25 protein-coding genes and 6 tRNA genes are annotated in these 22915 nt (G+C 32.4%); 19 read left to right on the top strand and 12 right to left on the bottom strand.

Features of this window, described 5'->3' with window-relative positions; all coding sequences use genetic code 11:
• Positions 1 to 94 precede the first annotated feature (94 nt).
• The 3 genes from QM818_RS07815 to QM818_RS07805 all read right to left on the bottom strand — a co-directional run bounded on the left by QM818_RS07815 (position 95) and on the right by QM818_RS07805 (position 5138).
• Complete coding sequence (locus QM818_RS07815) at positions 95 to 1396, bottom strand: glutamate-cysteine ligase family protein (protein ID WP_261081389.1); 1302 nt, start codon at positions 1394 to 1396, stop codon at positions 95 to 97.
• A gap of 428 nt (positions 1397 to 1824) precedes the next feature.
• On the bottom strand, positions 1825 to 2448 hold the full coding sequence (locus QM818_RS07810; protein ID WP_414300128.1) for a hypothetical protein: 624 nt from the start codon (positions 2446 to 2448) through the stop codon (positions 1825 to 1827).
• Positions 2449 to 2534: 86 nt separating this feature from the next.
• Positions 2535 to 5138: an SEC10/PgrA surface exclusion domain-containing protein gene (locus QM818_RS07805; protein ID WP_414300127.1), complete on the bottom strand. Its 2604-nt coding sequence runs from the start codon at positions 5136 to 5138 to the stop codon at positions 2535 to 2537.
• A 164-nt stretch (positions 5139 to 5302) separates the two neighbouring features.
• Here QM818_RS07805 and QM818_RS07800 point away from each other — a divergent pair, with 164 nt between their 5' ends.
• Positions 5303 to 5641 (top strand): helix-turn-helix domain-containing protein, encoded by a 339-nt coding sequence (locus QM818_RS07800; RefSeq protein WP_414300126.1) that lies wholly within the window; start codon positions 5303 to 5305, stop codon positions 5639 to 5641.
• A gap of 7 nt (positions 5642 to 5648) precedes the next feature.
• Here QM818_RS07800 and QM818_RS07795 read toward each other — a convergent pair whose 3' ends face one another.
• A complete protein-coding gene (locus QM818_RS07795) occupies positions 5649 to 6695 on the bottom strand; it encodes a hypothetical protein (protein WP_414300125.1) in 1047 nt (348 codons plus the stop codon).
• A gap of 203 nt (positions 6696 to 6898) precedes the next feature.
• Here QM818_RS07795 and QM818_RS07790 point away from each other — a divergent pair, with 203 nt between their 5' ends.
• The 6 genes from QM818_RS07790 to QM818_RS07765 all read left to right on the top strand — a co-directional run bounded on the left by QM818_RS07790 (position 6899) and on the right by QM818_RS07765 (position 12245).
• Positions 6899 to 7327: a hypothetical protein gene (locus tag QM818_RS07790; protein ID WP_414300124.1), complete on the top strand. Its 429-nt coding sequence runs from the start codon at positions 6899 to 6901 to the stop codon at positions 7325 to 7327.
• 13 nt (positions 7328 to 7340) lie between these two features.
• Positions 7341 to 7580, top strand: a complete 240-nt coding sequence (locus QM818_RS07785) for a hypothetical protein (protein WP_414300123.1) — start codon at positions 7341 to 7343, stop codon at positions 7578 to 7580.
• Positions 7577 to 8998, top strand: a complete 1422-nt coding sequence (locus QM818_RS07780; RefSeq protein ID WP_414300122.1) for a hypothetical protein — start codon at positions 7577 to 7579, stop codon at positions 8996 to 8998. The genes QM818_RS07785 and QM818_RS07780 overlap by 4 nt, the downstream gene beginning before the upstream one ends.
• 310 nt (positions 8999 to 9308) lie before the next feature.
• On the top strand, positions 9309 to 10637 hold the full coding sequence (locus tag QM818_RS07775) for a hypothetical protein (protein ID WP_414300121.1): 1329 nt from the start codon (positions 9309 to 9311) through the stop codon (positions 10635 to 10637).
• A 63-nt stretch (positions 10638 to 10700) separates the two neighbouring features.
• Positions 10701 to 11042 carry a DUF771 domain-containing protein gene (locus QM818_RS07770; RefSeq protein WP_414300120.1) on the top strand — a complete coding sequence of 114 codons (342 nt, stop codon included), beginning with the start codon at positions 10701 to 10703 and terminating at the stop codon, positions 11040 to 11042.
• 51 nt (positions 11043 to 11093) lie between these two features.
• Positions 11094 to 12245 carry a tyrosine-type recombinase/integrase gene (locus QM818_RS07765; protein ID WP_414300119.1) on the top strand — a complete coding sequence of 384 codons (1152 nt, stop codon included), beginning with the start codon at positions 11094 to 11096 and terminating at the stop codon, positions 12243 to 12245.
• Between the two features lie 215 nt (positions 12246 to 12460).
• On the opposite strand, the gene QM818_RS07760 is transcribed toward QM818_RS07765, so the two are convergent.
• Positions 12461 to 12715 (bottom strand): hypothetical protein, encoded by a 255-nt coding sequence (locus QM818_RS07760; RefSeq protein ID WP_414300118.1) that lies wholly within the window; start codon positions 12713 to 12715, stop codon positions 12461 to 12463.
• Positions 12716 to 13012: 297 nt separating this feature from the next.
• Here QM818_RS07760 and QM818_RS07755 point away from each other — a divergent pair, with 297 nt between their 5' ends.
• From QM818_RS07755 to QM818_RS07700, 12 genes are all read left to right on the top strand, one after another.
• Complete coding sequence (locus QM818_RS07755) at positions 13013 to 13528, top strand: hypothetical protein (RefSeq protein ID WP_414300117.1); 516 nt, start codon at positions 13013 to 13015, stop codon at positions 13526 to 13528.
• 301 nt (positions 13529 to 13829) lie between these two features.
• A complete protein-coding gene (locus QM818_RS07750) occupies positions 13830 to 14588 on the top strand; it encodes an endonuclease/exonuclease/phosphatase family protein (RefSeq protein WP_414300116.1) in 759 nt (252 codons plus the stop codon).
• A gap of 41 nt (positions 14589 to 14629) precedes the next feature.
• Positions 14630 to 14848 (top strand): hypothetical protein, encoded by a 219-nt coding sequence (locus tag QM818_RS07745; RefSeq protein WP_414300115.1) that lies wholly within the window; start codon positions 14630 to 14632, stop codon positions 14846 to 14848.
• Between the two features lies 1 nt (position 14849).
• Positions 14850 to 16172: an FtsK/SpoIIIE domain-containing protein gene (locus QM818_RS07740; RefSeq protein ID WP_414300114.1), complete on the top strand. Its 1323-nt coding sequence runs from the start codon at positions 14850 to 14852 to the stop codon at positions 16170 to 16172.
• Between the two features lie 89 nt (positions 16173 to 16261).
• The gene (locus QM818_RS07735; RefSeq protein WP_268703451.1) at positions 16262 to 16576 is read left to right on the top strand and encodes a hypothetical protein; all 315 of its coding nucleotides are present in this window, start codon (positions 16262 to 16264) and stop codon (positions 16574 to 16576) included.
• A gap of 37 nt (positions 16577 to 16613) precedes the next feature.
• Positions 16614 to 17003 (top strand): hypothetical protein, encoded by a 390-nt coding sequence (locus QM818_RS07730; RefSeq protein WP_414300113.1) that lies wholly within the window; start codon positions 16614 to 16616, stop codon positions 17001 to 17003.
• Positions 17004 to 17021: 18 nt separating this feature from the next.
• Positions 17022 to 17792, top strand: a complete 771-nt coding sequence (locus QM818_RS07725) for a metallophosphoesterase (protein WP_414300112.1) — start codon at positions 17022 to 17024, stop codon at positions 17790 to 17792.
• Positions 17793 to 17835: 43 nt separating this feature from the next.
• Positions 17836 to 18609, top strand: coding sequence for a metallophosphoesterase (locus tag QM818_RS07720; RefSeq protein ID WP_414300111.1), 774 nt, complete (start codon positions 17836 to 17838; stop codon positions 18607 to 18609).
• Between the two features lie 183 nt (positions 18610 to 18792).
• Positions 18793 to 19587 (top strand): rolling circle replication-associated protein, encoded by a 795-nt coding sequence (locus QM818_RS07715; RefSeq protein ID WP_414300110.1) that lies wholly within the window; start codon positions 18793 to 18795, stop codon positions 19585 to 19587.
• Positions 19588 to 19592: 5 nt separating this feature from the next.
• Positions 19593 to 19811 (top strand): DUF3173 domain-containing protein, encoded by a 219-nt coding sequence (locus QM818_RS07710; RefSeq protein WP_414300109.1) that lies wholly within the window; start codon positions 19593 to 19595, stop codon positions 19809 to 19811.
• Positions 19798 to 20934 (top strand): tyrosine-type recombinase/integrase, encoded by a 1137-nt coding sequence (locus QM818_RS07705; RefSeq protein ID WP_414300108.1) that lies wholly within the window; start codon positions 19798 to 19800, stop codon positions 20932 to 20934. The genes QM818_RS07710 and QM818_RS07705 overlap by 14 nt, the downstream gene beginning before the upstream one ends.
• A 41-nt stretch (positions 20935 to 20975) precedes the next feature.
• Positions 20976 to 21422, top strand: a complete 447-nt coding sequence (locus QM818_RS07700) for a GTP pyrophosphokinase (RefSeq protein ID WP_414300107.1) — start codon at positions 20976 to 20978, stop codon at positions 21420 to 21422.
• A gap of 132 nt (positions 21423 to 21554) precedes the next feature.
• Here QM818_RS07700 and QM818_RS07695 read toward each other — a convergent pair whose 3' ends face one another.
• The 7 genes from QM818_RS07695 to QM818_RS07665 form a co-directional block, all read right to left on the bottom strand.
• Positions 21555 to 22181 (bottom strand): hypothetical protein, encoded by a 627-nt coding sequence (locus QM818_RS07695; RefSeq protein ID WP_414300106.1) that lies wholly within the window; start codon positions 22179 to 22181, stop codon positions 21555 to 21557.
• A 177-nt stretch (positions 22182 to 22358) separates the two neighbouring features.
• Positions 22359 to 22442: transfer RNA gene (locus QM818_RS07690), tRNA-Leu, on the bottom strand.
• Between the two features lie 9 nt (positions 22443 to 22451).
• Positions 22452 to 22523 (bottom strand) — tRNA-Gln (locus QM818_RS07685).
• Positions 22524 to 22536: 13 nt separating this feature from the next.
• Positions 22537 to 22609: transfer RNA gene (locus tag QM818_RS07680), tRNA-His, on the bottom strand.
• Between the two features lie 14 nt (positions 22610 to 22623).
• A tRNA-Trp gene (locus tag QM818_RS07675) sits at positions 22624 to 22694 on the bottom strand.
• A 4-nt stretch (positions 22695 to 22698) separates the two neighbouring features.
• A tRNA-Tyr gene (locus tag QM818_RS07670) sits at positions 22699 to 22779 on the bottom strand.
• A gap of 12 nt (positions 22780 to 22791) precedes the next feature.
• Positions 22792 to 22864: transfer RNA gene (locus QM818_RS07665), tRNA-Phe, on the bottom strand.
• Positions 22865 to 22915: the final 51 nt, after the last annotated feature.

Here is a 22915-nt window from a genome sequence, read left to right as displayed (position 1 = left end):
GATGAAATCAAGCATTAGTAAAACCAGTGGAACTTACCCTGACACGGATTTCCACTGGTTTTTAGGATTTTTATCAGACTAACTTCCACTTCTACTAGCGGTGGAACTTAGTTTGCGAATTTACCCTCAATTCTTCTTTCAAAGGCTGTAAGTAGGTCATTTCTTGCTTATTTCTCATCTCCAGTCCTTCCTCAGCTATCAGGAGTAAGTCTTTGGAAATTTCAATAATCGCAGTTTCTTCCTCATCTGTAAGCTTTTTCTTAGAAAATTGCCGTCTTAAAAACTTATAATTTCGCCCAAATTCTTTAAAGAAAGATGCTGTTTCTAAATAAGCTTCTAACTTATCTAAATTAACTAATAATCCTAAGTGAAAAGCTGCTGAAGCGAAGGTTCTATCCAGAGGCTGAGTACACACACTACGAAACTCGACTGTTCCGCGAGCCGTTAAATCTTGGTACTGATAACTACGATGGGTTTCAAAATCCTTCTCTTGAGGATAAATAATAATCTCATCCCCATTAAGTGCATATGCTTGGATTTCAGGTGTAGCCAAATAGGCCCTTGCCTGAATCGGATAAAAATAAAAGGTTTGTTCATCACGTTCCGCAGTAAAAATTGCAGAATGATCTAGATAATCAAAAAAATCATCCTCATCTTTAAAGAGGCTAGCATTGACACCAACATTCTCTGGATAGATACCATGCATCGATTCTTCCCAGAAAATATCTCTTGAGATTTTTGTATCCCAATCCGCACCTGTAAACTCAGAGTTTGCAAATAAATAAGCCTTAGCCCCTTCAATTTGGGTAAAAGCATTAATCACTCGTAAGTAGTTAGACTTTGAAACATCCAACTGAACCTGACTCCCACAGATAAAAGCACCATATTCAGGGAAATGATGCAAGTCTGATTTAGTCACATTTCTACTCAAATTCAAATAGTCCATCAGCATGCGATACCGTGGATAAGCCACTGGACAATTCTCATTTTTATCCCAGTTGGGATGAATACCACAGCCAACAATAGCATGATTTGATTCAGCTAACTTCTTCTGGATTGCTCCCATATAAATACTAAAACGTTCTTCAATTTCTTGTATCGTTTCAGCCTTACCAAATGCAAACTCAATCGTAGTATAGGAAACTTCAAATAAAATAGCATCCTGACTTACTGGCTCCACTAACTGAATAGGAGTCCCAAAATCATCTACCTTTTCGACAGTAAAATCAAAAGCAGAAACTAAATATCGGAATAAGTATTTGATAACTTCAACATCTGTAGCATCCCCTTCCAAATTTACAACAGGATATTCCAGCTCAATCCCGACAAACAATTCAGGATTTTCTTTAATATTTTTCAAATACCGATGTTTTAATAAATCGATAGAACGAGACATACTTCCCTACACTTTCATAATCTAAATAAAATTTGAATAACTATTATTATACCAAAAATAATATAAAAAAGGAACGAAGATTTACAACGTTCCTTAACTCTATACTATACCGGCGGCCAACAAACTAGCGTTAAAATAAGTTTAAATAAATAACAAAAAAGCGATTAAATCAAGATATTATCACACGCTAGTTAGTATTGAAATTAAGGAAATTGACCAGTGGTTGACCAAATAAATTTTTAGTTTTTGCTATAATTTCTAAGTTAAAAATTTAATAATCACAATTTTTGATACATCGTTCGATACCGTATTCGGCGTAATCGGTATAGTCCAATATCCATTCTTAAAATTAGTTTAAATAGCGTAGTCTTTTAAACTAGTTTTGAGAATCCAAAAAATCTTCCTACATATGTAAGAAGATTTTTTTATTATTCTATGATTGTATAATCTCCACTATCTAACAAATCTATTACTTTTTGAACAAACTGAGTTGAAAGTAAATCTACTATATCAGCTCCATGAGTTTGAAAATTCTCATCTATTTCTTTGATTTCCAATTGAGTATTTTTTTCTACCCTTTCTTCTGTAATTGGGGTATGAAAACTATATTCACCGATTTCATAATACAAGAAATATAAATATTTTTTCTCACCTAAGCTATAATCAAAAAAGTCAACTTCCTTATTTCTATCGTAGTCATAGTAACTATTTTCCCAAACAATATCATTTCTTTTTTCATTATATAGTTTTTCATAATTTTTTTGATAACTATAGACTCGTTGTATTTTTTCCCTGTCATACTTTTTATGAATTAGTTTGGGGCTGAAGTTTAATAATAAATCTTCTTTCATACTATAGTATTTTTCTTTTTGTTCCTTTGCATTTTCAATATTATCTTCTTTGTATTTATAGAACCCACCTTGCTTATAATCTTTTATTTTATCTCGATAGTTTTTTGCTCTTTTATTAACAGAATATATACATTCTGCAATAATTTGATTTGTTATTTTTTTATTCTTAATTAAATCAGTATATCTCTTAGGAGTTCTCATTTTTTAACCCTCATATTGTTTCTATCTTATAGTATATATTTTAACAAAAATCTTCTTATTATAAAACAAGAAGATTTTTTATTATTCTAGTTCTTTCTACGTACTGTTACAAGTCCAAATGCTCCAAGAATTGCACCGAGTACCAACATTGCAACACTCGATGACTCGCCTGTATCTGGCAATGATTTTGCACGTTCTACTCGTGAATAAATCGGCTTACCTGATGCCTGTTGCTGACCCTGTCCATTCACGGTAACATTGCCTTTGTCATCAATAGTGACTACCTTATTATCCTCAAGTCCTTTGTTCAAACTGTTAATGTCAATTTCTGGAAGTTTATCAGCTGTTGGTGCTGTATTAGGAACTGCAACGATGGTTCCGTTAGAAAGTGTTTTAACGTTGCTATTTTTTGCATCTTCTTTCGCAAGTTCTTCAATGTTTAATTCTGGAAGTTCTTCAGCGGTTGGTGCTGTTTTAGGAACTGCAATGATTGTTCCGTCAGGCAATGTTGCAATGACGTTATCTTTTGCTTTTTCTTCTAAATCTTTAAGTTTGTCAAATTTATCTTGAAGTTTATCAAGTTTAATTTGTTCAAAATAAAGAGTTGTTGTGATTGATTGAATAAGTTTGTTAGTTTCTTTAAGTTTGGATTGAGCATCTTCAAGAACAGCTTGTTTTTCAGCCAATGTTGTTTTAGCTTTAGCCAAGTTGATTGGTGCTTCAACATAAGCTTTTAGTTCTTCAGCAAGAGCTTTAGCTTCTTCAACTAAACGGTCTTTTTCTTCAACCAATTTAGCTTTTTGAGCCTTAAGAGCTTCAAGTTTTGATTCTTGTGTTTTGAGCTCAGTTTTTGCATCAGCAAGAGCTTGAACTTTTTGTTCTTGAACAAGTTTAGACGTTTTAAGAGCTGATTTAGCATCATCAAGGGCTTGTTTCTTAGAAGCAAGGTCAGCTGAGAAGTTATCAACTGCTTTTTGAGCTTCAGCTTGACGTTTTTGTGCGCTTTCAAGAGCAAGTTTTGCAAGACGCAAGTTGTTTTTAGCAACAGCTGTTTGAACAGGTGTAGCGGTAGCGTCAGTTAATGTCTTTTCAGCTGAAGTTTTAAGTTCTAGAGCGTTAGCATAATCAGCAGATGCTTGTTTGAGAGCGTCATTTGCGTTTTCTGAAGCAGTTTGAGCTGTATCTTTTTCAGCTTTAGCTTCGTCATATGCTTTCTGGATAGCTTCAGCATTTGTTGGGTTAGTAATTGATGTACCTTTGTCTGCGGTAACCATGACTAGCCAATATTGACCATTGATGTTTGCAATGTCAAGACCAACATTTGAAGCGCTCGAAAGGTTATTTTCTAAATGCCCCCAGTTTGATGCAGCGTCAGCAAATGATGTACGCATTAAAGCATCAATAACCGCTTTTTTCAAATCGTACATAGTTTTGATTTCTGATTTAGGTGCGATGCCAGCAAGATTTTCTGTTCTAGCAACGAGGTTTTGACCAGCTAACAAACTGATGTGTCCATGAGTAAGCGGACTTTGAGCTCTTTCTTTATATGCTTTAGCACGATTTGATGCAACGTCAATCATTTCTTTTGTGACTGATGTATCGTTGTTTACACCAAGTTTTCTGCGAATTTGGTTTAATGCCTGAACATATAAATGAGAGATTTCTTCTTTTTGTGCTTGAGTTAGATTGTCAATATCAACTGGTTCATCTTTTGCATTTTTACCAATTGAAATTTCTGTGTTTTCAATAGCTGTAGCACCAGAGTCAGTCATGAAGTCTGAGTCGCCTGAAGCTTTATCTTGTTTGAATTGAGTCAAATCTGGAACCTTGACAATATCTACGCTATCTAGAGCTTTAGTAGCTTTAGCTAATTTGTCTTCAGCTTGAGAAAGTGTTGCTGTAGCATCATTAGCTTTTGTAGTAGCTGATGCAAGATTACTTTTAGATTCATTAACTAGAGTTGTTTTAGCATCAACATCTTTTTGTGCATCTGTAATAGCTTCTTGACGTTTTTCGTCAGCTTTCTTAGCATCAGTCAATGCTGTTTGTGCAAGAGAAACATTGTTTTCAGCAGATTTTGTTTGAGCTTTAGCTTCATCAAGTTTATCTTCAACTTGAGCAAGTCCAGTTCCTGAAATTGCATCTTTAGCAGATTGAACTTGAGCTTCTTTAGCAGAAACATCAGCGTTAGCATCAGTAAGTGCTTGTTCAGCGTTAGCAACATTTGTTTTAGAGCTGTTTACAGCTTCAGTTTGAGTTGCAATTTTTGTATCAGTAGTAGCTGTTTCTGTAGCATTAGCTTCTTGGTCAGCAAGATTTGCTTTTTGGTCTGCTTTGTTAGCTTCGATGTTTTGAGGTGTAGCTTTAGAAGCAACTTCTTCAGCGTATTTAACGTCTTTAGTAGCTTCAGCCACGATTGATTGAGCGTTAGACACTTGTTTGTTGTCTTCATCAGCTTTAGCTTGTGCATCAGTAAGTTGTTCTTTAGTTTGTTCTACAACTTTCTTTTGAGCATCAAGAGCTGGTTTTACGTCTGATGATTTTTCAGCAATAGGCTTTTCAACAAGAGCTGGTTCATTTACACTTGTTGCCGTATCTACATCAGAGTTAGCTTCTTGAGCAAGTGCAGGCATACCAGCTGATGCAAGTCCAATAACTGCTGTAGTTGTCAGAATTTGCAATTTCTTCATCAATTTCTCCTTTAATCACTTATTGAGTGATTTTTTATAGTTTCATTATATTATTTTATCATTTATCGGTGTAATATTCAACACTTATTATTTATTTAAGTGTAATTTATGCTACTTATTATTTATAATTTTTATCTTTACAATAATAGGTGAAGGTAACAAATATGAATCAAAATAACTTACAAACATTTATTGCAAAAAGAATTAGATACTTACGCCTTACAAAAGGATTAAGTCAGGAGAAACTCTCAGAATTGGCTGGACTAGGCTCTAAACATATTCATAACATCGAAAACGAAAAATATAATTTTCAAATACAAACACTGAATAAAATTCTAACCGCTCTTGAAGTAGATGAAAGAACTTTTTTTAACTTTGATTTCCCAATCCAAAGTAAAGAAATTGAAAACATCATCAGTCAACTTGAACAGCTTCCAGAGCCACAAAAAACAGATATAATAGATGCAATATCCACTTTATTAAACAATATAAACAACCGCTGAGAAAATCTCAGCGGTTTATTTTTATCCCAAAATTATCCTCTAAATTGCTTAGAAAATCCTCTCTCCAAAAAGAGTCATTTATATTCTTGTAAAATTCGACTAAATACCGTTTAAACGAAATTTCAATTATAACTCTATTTTTATTTTGTTCTTCAATCTTTTCTTTATACTTGTTAATCTGATACTTTTCAAATTCATATATTTTATTGGCAAGAGAAGAAATCACGTTCTTGTTTTCTTGATTCATATAAATTTTTTTAAACTTATTGAAAGATTTTTCAAAATTAAAAGGTGGTATAAATTCTTGATTCTTTAACTTATTATAAAATTCTTCTACTTCTTTTAATCTACTATTGTATGCATCCACTGACAATTCTGGTGCTACAGACTTTAATATTTCCGTACGCCCCCTAACATCCTCTAATAACTCACCTACTTTTTCAGCTTGTTCAATCCATAATTTCTGATTTTTAACCCAATCTTCTTTTAATTTTTGTTGAAATTCTTCTAATAAAGTACTTATAGTTAATTCAAAATTCGTTTCTAATATTTCTTCATTCAATAGTTGCTTAATTGTTGAACTAGTACGTGGCTGAATACGAAAAATTTTAATCGGTAGTTGACGTCTTTCAATCTCCAATTTTAATGAAAAAAGATAATCTTCACTCATTAAATACGCAGGCTTGCCAGGATTTTTAGACTCTTCTCTAATTTTGGCTTCTGGTGTTTTCAAACCTTGCCGTTGTAATTGCTTCACTAGCTTATCTTCTTTTTTATAGAGACTATCCCAACTCGAGAGAATTTTGGGATTTTTCCCAAATTTTGGAAATACATATAAAGTTTCAGCTACTTCATCTCCTTGAGAATTTTCGTATACTTCAATTACATGTTCTCCCTCTGAACAGTGCATATATTGCCCTAGTACATCTTTTTTCAAAATATCACGAATTTGTTTTTCAGTTATATTCATATAAAATTCTTTTTTTAATTTTCCACTAGGATAACTTCTAATATAATCCAAGGCTTCTTTTACATTATAATATTTCTCTTTCAATATAATGTCCTCCTTATCGCTATTTTCAGCTTATCAAATAAAATATCCTAATGCAATTTTTTTTTTATTTTTTCCCTTATGGTGCATTTGACGACTGTAATTTTTAATCATGATACACTTTAAATGTAAATAAAGAACGTTCAAATATTTACAAAAAAAATTTTAACAGAAAGAGCTAGTTTTTAGCTAGTTTGGTAAAAAATATGTCAGTTAATAACGATAAGTTAGTTCAAACAGGATTGTTTGGAAGCAATTCAAAACAATCAGAAGGTTCAATTGTAAATGACCGTCGTACTGCCCCTACGCTCACAAACATCTCAACTTGCGTTGCAGTAAGTGTTACAGAACCAAAACCATTTTTCCCAATCGTTGGGTTTGAGAAAAATAGTAATGATAAAAACGCCCCAATTTTCTCTGACAAATCAATTGGTTATGAAGTATTTTTATCAATGCCAAAAGATGATGGAGCTGTTAAACTGATTAGTTTAGTTGTTCCTACAATTGAAATTGCGAACAAGATTCAGTTCAGACATTTATATCAGTTAGTCAATCCAAGAGGGAAGTATAAATATAAAAGTTTCGATGTTATAGAAGTCTGGGCTGAAGATGTCAAAGAAGTTAGTTTAAAGTAGAGAGGAAATAGATATGAAAGATATTTCTAAAGAATTGGATGATTTAACAGTTTTTGACCTTCCTGTAGAGTTGCGAAAAATTTTAGCAACATACATAAATTCTGAAGTTCAAGGACGAGTTTCATCTTTTGTTAATTTGAGTTTAGTTTACTCAAACGGTCGTTACACTGATTTCATTCGTGCGTACATGTATTTTGAACTCATGCGTCGCAAAATGTTAAAGGAAATGGAAGAAATTTGTAGGCATTTATGATTAGATATAGGTTAAATGAAAATACAGGTCATTTAATGCCAAGCTTGCCAAATTTCGTAACTCTGCTTCAAGTAGTTGGAGCAGGGTTACTATTTTGTGGCTTTATTATTAAATGGCTAGTATTTAAAGGAACAGAAGTTGGTATTCTTGGAAGTGAAGCACAGCTTGGTTTGAATTTAATAGTGATTGGAATAGCTGTCTTGCTTTTGACGAATCTTGTTTTATTGGTACGATTTGTTTTTAAACTATCAAAATTTGGTTCAGTATCTCTATACTATCAGCTAAGGTTGATAGAACGACAGACACACTCTGCGTTGTTAGATTCAGCAACTGCTAATCGCAAAATCGGTAGCAAATTTATAGATGTTAGTAAAGCGCGTGCGGACTTCTCGAAGTCAAGCAGGCGCATCACGGTTAAAATCAAAAAATTAGCTGACCAAACAAATGACGATTTAGAAAAGTTTGCGGAAATGTTATCAGCGTGTTTAGTGGGTAAAAATCGTTCTTTAATTGTGTTAGATTATTGGTTGAGTGAAGATAATACAGAGTTCATATATTTATTAGATGATATTGTAGAAGCAAAAGCAAGACAGCTGAAGCCGAAACATATCACAGAATTAAAACCAGCCAATGATTTTGAAATAACAGTTGAAGAAGGCTTGACATTCTCAATGCTGAGAAATATCCATGCATTAATTGTTGGTAATACTTCAAGTTCAAAGACAACATTCTTAAAATCGTTACTTACTCAAGTTTTTATGTTTGATTCAGAAGTTGATTTAACAATCTTAGATGTTAAATCTGAGTTCAGTTCTTGGACTTTTCTTCCAACAGATGTAATTCTTTCTGAAAGTGAAGAGATTTTAGCATATTTTGAAGATTTGTTGGAATTAGTTATTAAACGTGAAAAAGAGATTGCAAAATTATCAGCACGTGATGATATTACTGGAGCGACTTTTGTTAATTTTGGTAAAGAGATGAAAATGAAGCTGTGTGTTATAGAAGAGTATTCAGCTATGCTTTCGAGCATTACAGATAATAAGATGAGAAAAAGGGTTCAAGATTTGGTCTTGTCTATTGTGTCTCGCTCTCGCTCTAGTGGCGTCTACATGTGTATCTGCATGCAACAACCGCGCTCTGAGTTGCTTTCAACGGCTATTAGAGATAATTTAGGTGTTCGTATCTGTTTATCAAATGGCGCTATAACAGATGAATTAGCTCGCATGGTATTTGGAGAAACAGATAATATAGATAATCATGCGCTCAGATTTTCAGGTTATATCATGACTAGTGATGGACAGTTCAGCAAACCCAGAAAGTTCTGGAATATTAATCTACATGAACACGGTTTGGAAAAGATTAGTACATTTAAAAGAGCATTCTTATACGGTCAACGATTAAGAAAAAAGCGTAAATAATTGGGTACTAGCATTCATGGGGTTCTAGTAATGAAGTCAATGCTTATCATTTCAATAAATATAATCATTGACAATAAAAGCAACAATTTTTCACTTGTCTCAACATGCAGGGACATCATTATAAAAAATATTAAACAAATTTCATCTAATTAGTAAAATTTTTATGTTGTGCTGTGTCAAGTAAATATGATGTTTGTTTGGATATGGCTACACAGTTTTCTCCGTCTGTGTAGTCATATCCAAATCAAAACAACTCCTCTCAAAATCAACACACACTCTTTATTTTGTGTCAAAATCAGAAAGGATTTTTATGAAAATTAATCAAAATGATAGAAAAAGAAAATTTTTTGGTCAAATTTCATTTGACTATGAACATAATGCAAATTCAAAATTAACTGAAAAAGATTTTCGTGAATCAGTTATTCAACGTATTCATGATTATTGTAAAAATGAAGAAGATAGGTATCATATTATTTTTCACGATAAAGATTTAAAAGATGACGGAAGTTCAAAACCACTACATGCACATTTTTATATTGATTTCAAGCATGCTCATACTTACACATCAGTATTTAAGGCTCTATCAATTTCAAGAAAACAAAATTTAGAATTTGTTCGTAGTTCGATAAAAGCATGCCGATATCTTACACATCGCAACGAACGTAACATGGAAGAACATAAATTCCCCTACGAAGTCGCAGACGTTATTTCATCAGAAAATGCAAACTATATCGATGATATCATGGGAAAAATCAAAAATCACAGCAAAGAAAAAGCTGACAATGGTCTAGAAATAGACGATTATTGTTTAGAATTAAGCTATCTAATCTCAGAAGAAGGCTTACTTACAACTGAAGCAAAACAACAATTATTTGAGCAATTCACTCAACGTATAGCACAAAAAGCGTGGAATTCAAATAAAAGACAGTTCGAGGAAAACAGACAAGAATATATTCAGAAAGAGTTTATTCGTATGAGTAAGGGCGAACGAAATCATACAGGTATTTATATTCAAGCTGAAGGGGGAACAGGAAAATCATATCTAGCACGCTTACTTGCAGAAGAACATGATAGGTTAGGAGCTCACACCCCATCCACTAATAAGAAACGTTTCGATTTGGGTTCAGGTTATAAAGGGGAAAAAACAATTGTAATCAATGAATTAGATGCAAGTTGTGGCATGACTTTTCGAGAGTTATTTCAGATACTAGAACCAGATTCAGCAACTCAGCTTAGTTCACGGTTTAAAGATGCGTATATTATCAATGATTTAACAATTATCACAAATTCAGATAGTTACTGGGATTGGTGTGATTCGTGGTTTGGAAAGAAAAATAAAGAATATCATCAACTAATGCGAAGAATTAGATTTGTAATCAAAATGGTTCATGATGAAAAGAATAAGGTTATCAAAATTGAATTATGGAATTATACAGCTACACGTGATTTAAAAGAAAAAGCGAAACAAGCATTTAAAAAATTAGAGACGTATATACTAAAAAGTGTAGAAAATGAAGAAGAATTTCGAAGAATTGCTTCGGATATATTAGAAAGAATTAAGAAAGAAAAAAATATTGACAACAAAAGAAAAGTTATCACTACAGACTCAACCGACCAAAGCGAGAGCAGTGATAACTAAGACTAGTGGAAATAATAAATACTATTTCTGCTCCTATTTTATCATAGAATAAGGAAAAAATATATGACAGATAAGATTTTAATTAAAATAGAAAATTTGGAAGTAAATCTTCCTGAAACACACATTATAGTAGAGAAAGATGAATATCTTGACTTAAAAAACAAGGCATCACAAGGGCAGTATATGAGCCTATCAGAGGTTTTAGAGATGGTTTCAGTCTCTAGACCTTGGTTGCTGGAACATGTTCTCTATCAAGCTGATATTCGTTCAAAAATTGATATTGAAAAGAATAAAGATGGTTTTGTAAAGTATCCGAAAAATCAGGGTGGTAGATATATCTTCTTAGCTTCTAAAACCAGAGTATTTTTTGAACAGTATTTTTCAGAATTATTAAAAGAGAAATGATATAATAGCCAAGATAATATCTTGGTTATCGTCTTTTAGAAAGAGGTAATCATGTCAGTTTCATACAGAAAACGAGGAAAAAAGAATTTATGGGATTATAGAATTTTTGATAAAAATAAAAAGGTAGTTGCTTCTAATTCAGGCTTTAAAACAAAACGGGAAGCTGAAATTGAAGCTTTAGCTCTTGAATTAAAGTTAATTAATGGTGCGATAATTAATAAAAATATTACACTCTTTGAACTTTGGGAAAAATGGTTAGAGTTAACAGTTAAACCACTTGGAAAGGCAGAGGCTACATTTAATAAACATTTATTACGTGGTAAGTTTATCAAAGAATATTTTAAAGATAAACCAGCCTTAAAAATCAAAGCAAGCGAATATCAAGCATTTATTAATAAGTACGCTGAAACAAATTGTCGTGACAATGTTAGTAGAATGAATGCGGAAATTAGAAATGTGATTGTGTTTGCTAAAAGAGATAAGCTAAATATAGAAGATATTACTGAAGGTGTCATTCTTTCAGGTCGTCCCCCCAAAAAAAGAAAAGATGAAAAATATATTCATAGTTTTGATGACTATCAAAAACTAGTAACATATTTAGAAAACAATCTTGATTTAACTACTTCAATTGTAACGTATTTACTATTGATTCAACTAAAAACGGGATTACGTGCAGGAGAGGTTGCAGGTCTCACATGGGATTGTGTATTGTGGGAAAGTTCAGAAATCAAAACGTATAGAAGATATGATACAGCTAGAAAACGGTGGGCGAACCCCAAAACTGAAGAATCAATCCGTACAATTCCAATAGATAAAGATACTTTAACGATTCTAAAAAAATTAAAACAAGAACAAGATGTGTTCGTTGAAAATGGAACAATTTCAAATAAAGAAAATATGATTTTAATGGATTTAAATTATAAAATTATTACAAATGCAGGTATTAATAAGCATCTAAAACAAATTTTAAAATCCTTGAAAATTCATCCTCAAAATATGACAAGTACAGGTTTAAGACATACGTATTGTTCAACAATGCTAGCAATGGGTGTTGATATTTGGGCAGTTTCAAAGTTAATGGGGCATCGGGATATTAAACAAATAACTGAAACTTACGGCCATCTAATTAAAGAAAAAGCAGAAATTGAAAACAATAAAGTTCGAGCAGTATTAACAAGTTTAGTAAAAAAAGAGAATTTTTGACCAAAAGTTGACCAAAAGAAAAAGGAACATTGATTTCACAACGTTCCTTAATACTATACTATACCGGCGGCCGGGGTCGAACCGGCACGTCCTTGCGGACACTGGATTTTGAGTTTAGCTCTTACCGTTTTATAAATATGTGAAGCCTTTCAAATAGCCTTTTTAAGAAGTTACCTCTATCGCAAAAACGATAGTTTTTTATTTTTAGTAACTTTTTAGGATTTACTTTTCCTCAATTTATCCATTATTTCTTTACTTAACTTATCGATATCCTCGTCAGTACCGAGTTCTTCCCCAAATAACTTACTAAAAGTAAAAGACTTATAAACTTTGTCACGACTTTCCTCAGTACCATCATCAAGTAATTCTAGATAATGTTGAAAATCTTTAATTACTCTTTGTTTTACTGTTTCAAAGTCTTCATCTTCAGTAACTGAATAATTGACAGGTTTCCATTCATTATATCCCATTTTGTCTAGCCTTTCATCATTTTTTTAATAAGTAGATTATACCATACGCGTACAGAATGTTTGTTCGTTAGAACTCTTTCGATTTTGAGTTTAACACTTAAAATTTTATATCTTTATAAACCAATAAAATCAGCGTTATAAAAAACTACTTATGTGATTAAAAAAATATAATTTTTGTTACTTTTTAAGGATTGATATTTTTTACTTGAATTTTAGAAATGTTAAAAATTTTGATTTACTAATCCGTATCATTAAGATATAATAATTTTAAGGTACTAAATGATTTAGGGGGCAAAAATGGAATTTCAAGTGAGAGTTTCAAGTGAGTGTATGTATTACTTTAGTCTTTTAGAAGAGATTTACTCTAAAGAGTTTACTGGAATAGTTACTAGGGGAATGATTTTATCAAAAGCATTTGAGGAAACAAAACATCTAAATAATTGGTTAGAGATTAATAATGATACTCTTACAATACCTTTACATAATATAGAATATTCAAAAGGTTATGGAGTAAAGATTAAAGCTGAAATAAGCGAAAATGTCGACCGAGGGATTAGAAATTTAAAAATTGAACTTCCTAAATATCTACCAGTTCGTTCTGTAACAATTGGGGTAACCGTCAAACTAATTTGTAAAGCAGCAATATTATTAAGGACAGATGAAAAATTCAGACAAAATGAAACAATGTCTATTTCAGAAATTTTTGAAAGCTTAGAAAAAAAATTAAGAAAAATTGTTGCTCCAATTAATTACGACAATCTTCAAGATATTTTATCAGATAGTAAAAATGAAATCCAAAGAAGTGTTAAATAACTTCTCTTTGGATTTTTTTATTTTTGTACCCTAAAAATTGTTTTTTTACACAAAAAACGTTGACAACTAGAATTTTTTCTGTTATTCTATTTGTGTAATGATTTCAGGGTACATTACCTTATAAAAGATTCGAGGTGATATTATGTTTGAAGTTGAACAAGAAGCTTTAGATTACTTCTATGAAGAATTGGAATTCTATTACGACGAAGATGAACAAGAAGAAATCTTTGATAGTTTTAATTACTAGCTATTAGGAGGAGTCGCCCTCCTCTTGCAAAATTATTTTTTGGAGGACAGTTTTATGACAGAATACAGAGTTTCCACATGGAATCTTAATTTACGTTCAGGCATTGGAAAAAACATTCCTAAAATGGTAATAAATGAACTCAATCAATTAGATGACGATATTATATGTCTAACAGAATACGTAAAGACAGAAAATCATAGTTTATTCTGTACTAAATTACAGGATATGGGATATGAAATTTTTGAAGATGTTCGCCATATCAAACTCGGTAATGAGATTTTAATTGGGATAAAAAGTTCTTTAATTTCTGATAGTAATTGTATTACTATTAATAATGACGATAATCATCCTAACTTTCTCAGAGTTGTTGTCAATATATCAGGAAAAACATTAAATATTATAGGAGCCCGTATAAAAACTGGCGGAAACGATATTATCACCGATTTCAAAGAACGCCAACTACAATTACGTAATCTTATCTTAAATTTACCAGAAGAATCCGAAAATACAATTATTTTAGGTGATTTCAATAATGGTTATTTTAAACAAGATGATGATGTATTTTCCTACAAAGGAAAAGCCAGAGAATTCTACTCCTATCCATTACTAAAATCAGAAATGAATAAAGTTGGTTTAAAAGTATATACTCCAGCAAATAAGAACTCTTGGAAATACTGTAAATTAGACCACATCATAGGAAATATTTGTGTATCAAACGAAAATTATTCATGGGAATTTTTAAATAATCCCGATTATAAAAATCAAGTAGGGTATCCCGACCACGCTATTTTAAGGGCAACTATCTCTTTATAGTTGTCCTTAAAATACTTGCTCATTAGAGGAGGTAAAGTAAAATGAGTGATTACTTAAAAGTATATCTATGTCTTATAGGATTTGTGATATTAGCTAGCATAGGAATTTTTATTCTTCCTCAAGGGCATTTCTTTTCAGTTTCTGCCCTTGTTCTTGGATGTATTCCATTATTTATTTCTATCTATTATTTCGCAAAAATCAAGCTCATAGGAGTTTACGAATTACTAAAAGAAATCATAGATAAAATAAAAGGTATCTAATATGTTTAAATTAAGACAAATTGCTGATTTAACAAGAAACAATATAATTTCCTGTTATAAGTTAAAAATACTGCACTGGTTGATACTAGGTATCTCTGCCTGCATTCTAATTACCACTATTGCCAATATTAGAGCTCCAACTTTTGTTCAAATTCTTTTCATATTTTTAGGTGGATTTATTATCTATAAAATTCATCTGAAAATAAAAATTTTTCGATATGACTTGGAGTATTACCTTATTATACGTGAGAGCTTACTTTATGTACTCCACACAAACAGACTTTATACTACATATAAAGATAGTACTGGACAAGAAAAAGTTATTAGAAGTGCAATCTTAGAATATGACTTAGATAGGCAAAACAGCCATATTCTTATCAAAGCTCTTATAACAGGTGACGAATTTAGCAAAAGAGTACAATCACTTGATGAGGTTTTAGCTGGGGTTCTCGAACTGGAATTAGAAGAAAAAATTATCCGACCTAGCTATGTAGAATACCATTTTTATTATAAGAAACCTGATAGGTTAGTTCTACAATCTCACAACCAAAGACAAGAGATAGATAGCCTTGATATAGATTTAGGATATGGTGTAAATTATAACCCTGTCAAATGCCCACATATTTTAGTATCAGGAGGAACTGGAAGTGGAAAATCAGTGCTCATATCTGTTTTGATTTTAGAATTTCTAAAACATCAATCAACAGTTTATATAGCTGACCCTAAGAACTCTGACCTAGGTAGCTTGTCTCATTACTTTGGAAATAAATACGTAGCAACCACCCCAAATAATATAGCTCGCATTGTGAGAGTTGTAGTTGAGGAAATGCAGAAACGATATCAAGTCATGCGCGATAACTTCCAGTATGGTTCAAATTTTACTGACCATGGATTTAAGCCAGTATGGCTTATATTTGATGAAATGGGAGCATTTAAAGCTACAGGTTCAGATAAAAAATCAAGAGACATTATCACTGAAGTTATGGATGGTATTAAACAAATTATTCTACTTGGAAGACAGTCAGGTATTTTTATCCTAGTATCTGCCCAACAAGTAAATGCTAGTACTACTTTAAGTACTGAACTCAGAGATAATTTAGGATTGAGAATAGCTCTTGGAGCTAATTCTATCGAGGGATATCGGATGGTCTTAGGTTCTGCTACTCCCAATAATTTGAAACCTATCGAGGTAAAAGGAGCAGGATATCTTTATATGCAGGGCTCTGGTAAAGAATCTGCCCAATACTGGGAAAGTCCTTACCTTGACACCACTCAATTTGACTTTATCAAAGAATTACAACTTTATTTAACCGAAACAAACTAATTTCAACGGATATTGTTGCTTAAATTCGATAGATTTTCAGCAACAATATCTGTTCCTCATCGCTCTGCGATGATAGAAAAGAGGTACACATGAAACTAAATGATTTTTTGAAACCAGAATTGCTAGGCAATCGTTTCTTTGCTGTAAAGGGCTATACAGAAGTTTTGGATAGGGAAACTAATAAACCAACTGCCTTACGACTAAATGTATCAATCCAAGATGAATCTAGTGATTTCTTTATGGAGATGATTCAGGTAAAGGTAAATACTTTAACTCCTACTGCCTCTGTTCAAGAGATGGCGAATAATAAAACTTGTCCAGTTAGTCTTAAAGACTTAAACGTAGGTCAATACAATGGAAACTTGTGGTTTACTTGTTCTGATGTAATTCTAATTACTAAATAATGTGTTATAATTATTTCTAAAATTTAAGGAGCTTACTATGCAAATTTTAACTTACCAAGATTGTTTAAATGAGAAAGGGGTTATCTCATTTGAAGAAGCAAGAATGATTTATGATTCTTTAATTAACTCTTCCAACATTCATGACCCTGAATTCCAAGTATATTGGAAAGAATTGGTTGAGTATAGTGCACAATATGCCGAAATGAGGGGAAAATGGCTAACACTTACTATTGAAGAACAAAATTCTCTTGACCCCTCTAGAAGTATTATTCATGATAGAATAATTCATAATCTGCAAGCTATTAGAGGTTTAGCGCAGATTGAAGGTAAAAATGTATCCTGGTTTGATAAATTTTACGATGATAGAAAACGTATAGGTGATTTTGCTAATTATATAAATTACATATACGCTGTAAATTCACGTTGATTATAGAAAGAATCTTATATGGCAATTTATTATTCCGTATCTGATATACATGGGCACTACAATGAGTTTATTAAATCTCTCAATAAAATAGATTTATCTGATAAACAAAATAAACTTATCTTACTTGGAGACTATATTGATTACGGTTCTCAATCTTTTCAAGTCATTTCTAAAATAATTGAACTTGAAAAGATTTATCCAAAACAAATTATTACACTTTTTGGAAATCATGAAGAATGGTTTTATGATTGGTTGATTTTAGATAATCCTACTGCTTCTGCGTTTCCAGAAACAATAAAGAGTTTCTTCTCTACAGAGGAATTGAACTATATTTTAAAATCAAATCCTAACAACTTTGAAACAGGTGTTAGAAACGAAATTAGAAATAATGATAAGTATATTCCATTTATAAACTGGTTCCAAAAACGATATGAAGATAGTCGTTATTTTGAAACAGAAAATCAAATTTTTGTCCATGCTGGCATTGATGAAGAAGCTAATAATCTTTGGAAAGACCTAACGAGTCCAGAGATATTTACAAACAAATTTCCTATTACAACTGGTAGATTTTATAAAGATATTATCTCTGGGCATTTTGCTTCTTGGGAAGTAGCTAAAGATAAAAGTTACCTAGGTAAGATTTACCATGATAATAAAAGTCATTACTTTATTGATGGAGATGTAAAAAATAGCAAAACAATACCTGTTATCTGCTATGATACAGTTAAAAAATCCTATCAATATTCAAAAAACACTTCTCTATTGCCTAAAAAATTTGATAGAGCTTAATTCTATTCTTAGACTAATATCAAAAATAAAGAGGGGAATATATATGAAGACATTATTAATTGGTGACTTACATTTAAAATCTCAACTAATTTTACCCATTGTTGACAAAATTATCCAAACACATAACATTAAGAGAATCATTTTTCTTGGTGATTATGTTGATTTACATGGTCAAACTAAAAATATCCAACTTTATGCCAAAGACCTCACTTTTTTATACTCTTGGAAAATAGACAAAGAGCAAAACGGAATAGATGTAATTAATCTTATAGGTAATCATGATGCTTATTATTTACTGGGAGAACAAGCCCCTTTCTCAATTCAAAATTTAGAAGTGTTTTTCGCAGTTAAAGAATTGTTGCAGGATTTGAAATTACAAATAGCTTATCAACTAGATGATTATTTAGTCAGTCACGCTGGTTTCAATCTGATATTTGACCCAAAAGAATGGCATTTTAACCTCTATACCAAAGAGCATGAAGAAGAATTAGATATTCTAGCTTATACAATAGGACCAATGCGTGGTGGGAAAGCTCTTGGAGGTTCTCCTTTATGGGCACATTTTAGAGAATTAGAACTGCTTCCCAACCAAGATTATCCTAAACAAATTGTTGGACATACCCCTAAAGAATCTATTGATATTTCTAAAAATGTTATTGGTATAGATACTTTTTCATTATATATTGACAAAGATAATAAATATCAATTTATTGGTAACGGAGATTTGCTAGTTTATGACCAAGGACATTTTGAGGTCATTTCAACAGACTGGGCAACAGACAAAATATTAAAACAATTACCACAACCACAAATTTAATAGCTACTTCTCATCATGTGCCTAAGCAAAACTGCCGACTGGAAGTCGGCAAGCTGGAAGTGTGTTTAGCGGAGCGGTGCTTAGGATCACATGATAGAAGTAGGGAGGAGCTTTGCTCCTCCTAGTTTATTTATTATATAGACAATCTTTTGGCGAAAAGCCAATCAAAAAGGAACTATTTTTATGACCTCATCCTCATATAATAAAAAGATAGTTCGTACTTCTTCCTATATTGAAATTTGGGAATATGAAAAGCCAATATTTTCAAAAGGAAAGTCTATATTAGATAATAATACTGAGAACAAAGAAAAAACTCAACGAAGAACTTTTGATGAACTAACACCTGAAGAACAAGAACAACGTCTTGAACGTATGAAGAAAACTCGCTTAGAAGCCAAGTGGAACTTACTCCGTTTAGTCGATTGCAATTTTGATGATACGACTTCTTTTTTAACATTGACCACTAAGGAAAATATCAGCGATAGAAACCACTTCAAAGACTTACTCAAAACATTTATCAAACGCTTTAACTATCACATATTTCAGACTAAAAAAAGCCAATTAAAATATATTACAGTATTAGAAAAACAAAAACGTGGAGCATGGCACGCTCATATTCTGCTTTTCAGCGTTCCCTATATCCCACATAGTCAACTATTAAAACTTTGGGGGCATGGAGCAGTACGGATAAATAAAGTTGATGTCGACAGCAAAGAAAACCGCGGTCGATATGTTACAAAATATTTTGAAAAAGGTATCGGACAAGAGCTACTAGAAAACTTTGGAAAACAAGCCTATCTGTCATCTCGCAACTTGAAAAAACCTGATGAAGATAAGTTTTATACCTACGAAACATTTGACTATGACAGCTCAACTGTCCTATATGAAACGGAGTACACTAGTAAAGTCTATAAGGACGGACAGTATTTCGATAATCGCGTTACCTACAAGAAGATAAAGCTAGATACAAAGGAGTAAGTCACATGATAATAACTGTAAATAAGAATGACCTAGTTGCCCTTGGTTTCTCCGAGGGAACTTCCAAACGTATTATCAGACAAGGAAAAGAATTACTAATTGCGAGAGGTTTTAGAGTTTATCAAAACAAACGTATTGGAACTATTCCTGCTACAGTCGCTACTGAAATACTTGGTTTCGATGTCCAAAATAGCCCACTAGGGGGTAAAAATGGCAATACGTAAAGTTAAAAATGGTAGTGGCTGGATTGTCGATATTAGTAATGGTTTTGACCCAATAACGTTAAAGCAACGTAGAATAATCAGAAAAGGCTATAAAACCAAAAAAGAAGCAACTGAGGCAGAAAACTATCTACGTAGTGTAGAACTAAAGGAACGCTACTTTGGAGCTAAAATAGGTGTTTCTATGCTCTATGAGTTATTAAAAGAAGAAGATATACTAAATCATCGCAAAGTTAGCTATATCAACACACAAGAGAATAACTACAATCGACATATCAAAGATTATTTTTCAAACGTCGATAATGTCGAAAAATTGACTTATGAAGACATCTATCAATTTAGAGAACATCTTAGACAAAAAGTAGCACAAAATTCAGATAAAACCTTAAGCACAAATACCATCAATAAAATCATGATTTTACTCAAAAAAATTTTTGATGTAGGCTTGCGAAAAGGTTATTACACTACAAATCCTGTAAAGCTACTAAAAAAATTACCAATTGAAAAAACTAAAATGCAATTTTGGACAGTCAAAGAATTTCAGCAGTTTCTAACACTGTTTGAACCAGAAGAATACAATATCAAATTACTCTTTACAGTCCTATTCTTTACAGGTTTAAGGCTTGGAGAAGCACTTGCACTAACATGGCAAGACATCGAATTTCCAAGCAATACAATTTATATCACAAAATCTGTCTATGTCAATAAAGGGGTTAGCCATATCAGCACAACTAAGACTAAAGCAGGGACAAGAAGAATTATTATCAATAAAAAATTAAGTCGAGAATTACAAGATTGGCAACAACATCAAAAACATCTGTTAGAGCAATTTACCAACGATAGCCTAAGTCTACAAGTGTTTCAAAATAGCCCAATCATAATTACTAAAAACTCCATTGAGAAACAGTACAAGAAAATACTTGAACGTGATAACACACTAAAAAAAATACGCATACATGATTTCAGGCATTCCCACGCTTCTCTATTGATAAACCAAGGGGAAGATTATCTAGTTGTGAAAGAAAGGCTAGGACACGCTTCTATAACGACTACAATTGACACCTACTCCCATTTGTACCCAAGTAAACAGAAAGACTTAGCTGACAAACTAGATGATTTATTGTAAAGTAGCTTGCATTTTTAAAAACTAAAATATAGAATAAAGATATGGATAAAATACAAAAATCAGTAAGCCAACGGGCTTATGAAGTAGCTAAAAAAGCTCACTTAGGACAGGTTGATAAAGCAGGTGTTGATTATATTAAACACCCTAAGACCGTTGCAAGTTTTGTAGAAACTGATGAGGAAAAAGCGGTTGCTTATCTTCATGACGTTGTAGAAGATACTAAACTAACCCTACTAGACCTAGAAGAGCTAGGCTTTTCAAAGACGATTATAGAAGCAGTTGATATACTTACAAAGAAGAAAGGACAGGATTATCAATCATATCTTAACCTAGTAAAGACAAATGAACTCGCTAGGGTTGTAAAATTGGCTGACCTACGTCATAATTCAGATTTAACACGACTTTCAAAGATAACTACAAAGGATATAGAGAGAAATAAAAAATATCGTTCTGCTATCGCTTTTCTAAGCCAAGTAGAAAAAAATTAGTAATTTTTAGTAACTCAATAAAGAACAGTTCAAAATATAGCAGATAAACTAGATGATTTGCTTTAAAAAGCTATTAAGGATTGAAAAAAAATAAATAAAGAGGTTAAAACTGAGTCAACCTCTTTTAATTTATCAAATAAAATGTGACGCTAAAGGATTAGTTATGTTCACAAAGAAAGTACTCACCTCGTTTAAGAAATCAATACATGTAAATAAAATACAATCGCCATCATCTGATTTTTCAACATGGAATGGTAATATACCATAGTAACTAATAATGTTACTGATATAACACAATGTAGAAAATAGTTCATTCTCGTCAGAAAAGTCGATATTAAGAAATTGTCCTTCTTTATTTAGAAAATCAATCCAATGTTCAGTGTTAAACTTACCATCCGCATTAAGGAAAGCAAATACAGACTTGATTTCAATACCTCTATTAACTTTTTGTAAACCATTCAATATTGTATTTTCATCCAGGATATCAAAATTTAGATTTAAAATTTTAGAATGAGTAAGCAATATTTCAGCCCTTCTTTTGAAGGTAGGATATCTATAACTTGAAACTTCTCCAGTTAGTTGTTTAACTTCATCCTTAAGATACTCATTTATTGTTCTATTTCCTAGAATAGGAAATACTTTATTGAAAAAATCTTTTCGAGAAAGCTTGAGCTTGAATTGTTCTTCCAATTCAATATACTCAGACTTCCAATTGCGAAGTACCGCTTCGCAAATTATGTTTGCATTAGTTGATAACATAATATCACCTCGTTTTCTATATTAGATAAAATTTCTTTAAGGTACTGTACCTTATATTCATTATAAACTAAATACAGAGAATTTGCAACACAAATAAGTAATTTTTAGTAACTTTTTACAAAATAAGTAAATACAAAAAAGGAACGAAGATTTACAACGTTCCTTAAAACTATACTATACCGGCGGCCGGGGTCGAACCGGCACGTCCTTGCGGACACTGGATTTTGAGTCCAGCGCGTCTGCCAATTCCGCCACGCCGGCAAATAGTAACTGGGGTAGCTGGATTCGAACCAACGCATGAGGGAGTCAAAGTCCCTTGCCTTACCGCTTGGCTATACCCCAATAATATAAAATAGGCGAGTGATGGGGATCGAACCCACGCATGCCAGAGCCACAATCTGGTGTGTTAACCACTTCACCACACCCGCCATAATTCTATTAACACGGGCAGTAGGAATTGAACCCACACTGAAGGTTTTGGAGACCTTAGTTCTACCTTTAAACTATGCCCGTAAAATGGAAGGGGAGGGATTCGAACCCCCGAACCCGAAGGAGCGGATTTACAGTCCGCCGCGTTTAGCCTCTTCGCTACCCTTCCAAAATATATAAATGGCGCGAGACGGAATCGAACCGCCGACACATGGAGCTTCAATCCATTGCTCTACCAACTGAGCTACCGAGCCTTATTGCGGGAGCAGGATTTGAACCTACGACCTTCGGGTTATGAGCCCGAC

Source organism: Streptococcus mitis (genome assembly GCF_047464035.1).
Lineage (GTDB): Bacteria > Bacillota > Bacilli > Lactobacillales > Streptococcaceae > Streptococcus > Streptococcus mitis_DX.
This window is presented reverse-complemented; position numbering and strand designations above follow the sequence as displayed.

Excerpts from the sequence above, each read along its gene's own strand:
- QM818_RS07815 (WP_261081389.1), bottom strand. The coding sequence starts at position 1,396 with ATGTCTCGTTCTATCGATTTATTAAAACATCGGTATTTGAAAAATATT.
- QM818_RS07810 (WP_414300128.1), bottom strand. The coding sequence starts at position 2,448 with ATGAGAACTCCTAAGAGATATACTGATTTAATTAAGAATAAAAAAATA.
- QM818_RS07805 (WP_414300127.1), bottom strand. The coding sequence starts at position 5,138 with ATGAAGAAATTGCAAATTCTGACAACTACAGCAGTTATTGGACTTGCA.
- QM818_RS07800 (WP_414300126.1), top strand. The coding sequence starts at position 5,303 with ATGAATCAAAATAACTTACAAACATTTATTGCAAAAAGAATTAGATAC.
- QM818_RS07790 (WP_414300124.1), top strand. The coding sequence starts at position 6,899 with ATGTCAGTTAATAACGATAAGTTAGTTCAAACAGGATTGTTTGGAAGC.
- QM818_RS07785 (WP_414300123.1), top strand. The coding sequence starts at position 7,341 with ATGAAAGATATTTCTAAAGAATTGGATGATTTAACAGTTTTTGACCTT.
- QM818_RS07780 (WP_414300122.1), top strand. The coding sequence starts at position 7,577 with ATGATTAGATATAGGTTAAATGAAAATACAGGTCATTTAATGCCAAGC.
- QM818_RS07775 (WP_414300121.1), top strand. The coding sequence starts at position 9,309 with ATGAAAATTAATCAAAATGATAGAAAAAGAAAATTTTTTGGTCAAATT.
- QM818_RS07770 (WP_414300120.1), top strand. The coding sequence starts at position 10,701 with ATGACAGATAAGATTTTAATTAAAATAGAAAATTTGGAAGTAAATCTT.
- QM818_RS07765 (WP_414300119.1), top strand. The coding sequence starts at position 11,094 with ATGTCAGTTTCATACAGAAAACGAGGAAAAAAGAATTTATGGGATTAT.
- QM818_RS07760 (WP_414300118.1), bottom strand. The coding sequence starts at position 12,715 with ATGGGATATAATGAATGGAAACCTGTCAATTATTCAGTTACTGAAGAT.
- QM818_RS07755 (WP_414300117.1), top strand. The coding sequence starts at position 13,013 with ATGGAATTTCAAGTGAGAGTTTCAAGTGAGTGTATGTATTACTTTAGT.
- QM818_RS07750 (WP_414300116.1), top strand. The coding sequence starts at position 13,830 with ATGACAGAATACAGAGTTTCCACATGGAATCTTAATTTACGTTCAGGC.
- QM818_RS07745 (WP_414300115.1), top strand. The coding sequence starts at position 14,630 with ATGAGTGATTACTTAAAAGTATATCTATGTCTTATAGGATTTGTGATA.
- QM818_RS07740 (WP_414300114.1), top strand. The coding sequence starts at position 14,850 with ATGTTTAAATTAAGACAAATTGCTGATTTAACAAGAAACAATATAATT.
- QM818_RS07735 (WP_268703451.1), top strand. The coding sequence starts at position 16,262 with ATGAAACTAAATGATTTTTTGAAACCAGAATTGCTAGGCAATCGTTTC.
- QM818_RS07730 (WP_414300113.1), top strand. The coding sequence starts at position 16,614 with ATGCAAATTTTAACTTACCAAGATTGTTTAAATGAGAAAGGGGTTATC.
- QM818_RS07725 (WP_414300112.1), top strand. The coding sequence starts at position 17,022 with ATGGCAATTTATTATTCCGTATCTGATATACATGGGCACTACAATGAG.
- QM818_RS07720 (WP_414300111.1), top strand. The coding sequence starts at position 17,836 with ATGAAGACATTATTAATTGGTGACTTACATTTAAAATCTCAACTAATT.
- QM818_RS07715 (WP_414300110.1), top strand. The coding sequence starts at position 18,793 with ATGACCTCATCCTCATATAATAAAAAGATAGTTCGTACTTCTTCCTAT.
- QM818_RS07710 (WP_414300109.1), top strand. The coding sequence starts at position 19,593 with ATGATAATAACTGTAAATAAGAATGACCTAGTTGCCCTTGGTTTCTCC.
- QM818_RS07705 (WP_414300108.1), top strand. The coding sequence starts at position 19,798 with ATGGCAATACGTAAAGTTAAAAATGGTAGTGGCTGGATTGTCGATATT.
- QM818_RS07700 (WP_414300107.1), top strand. The coding sequence starts at position 20,976 with ATGGATAAAATACAAAAATCAGTAAGCCAACGGGCTTATGAAGTAGCT.
- QM818_RS07695 (WP_414300106.1), bottom strand. The coding sequence starts at position 22,181 with ATGTTATCAACTAATGCAAACATAATTTGCGAAGCGGTACTTCGCAAT.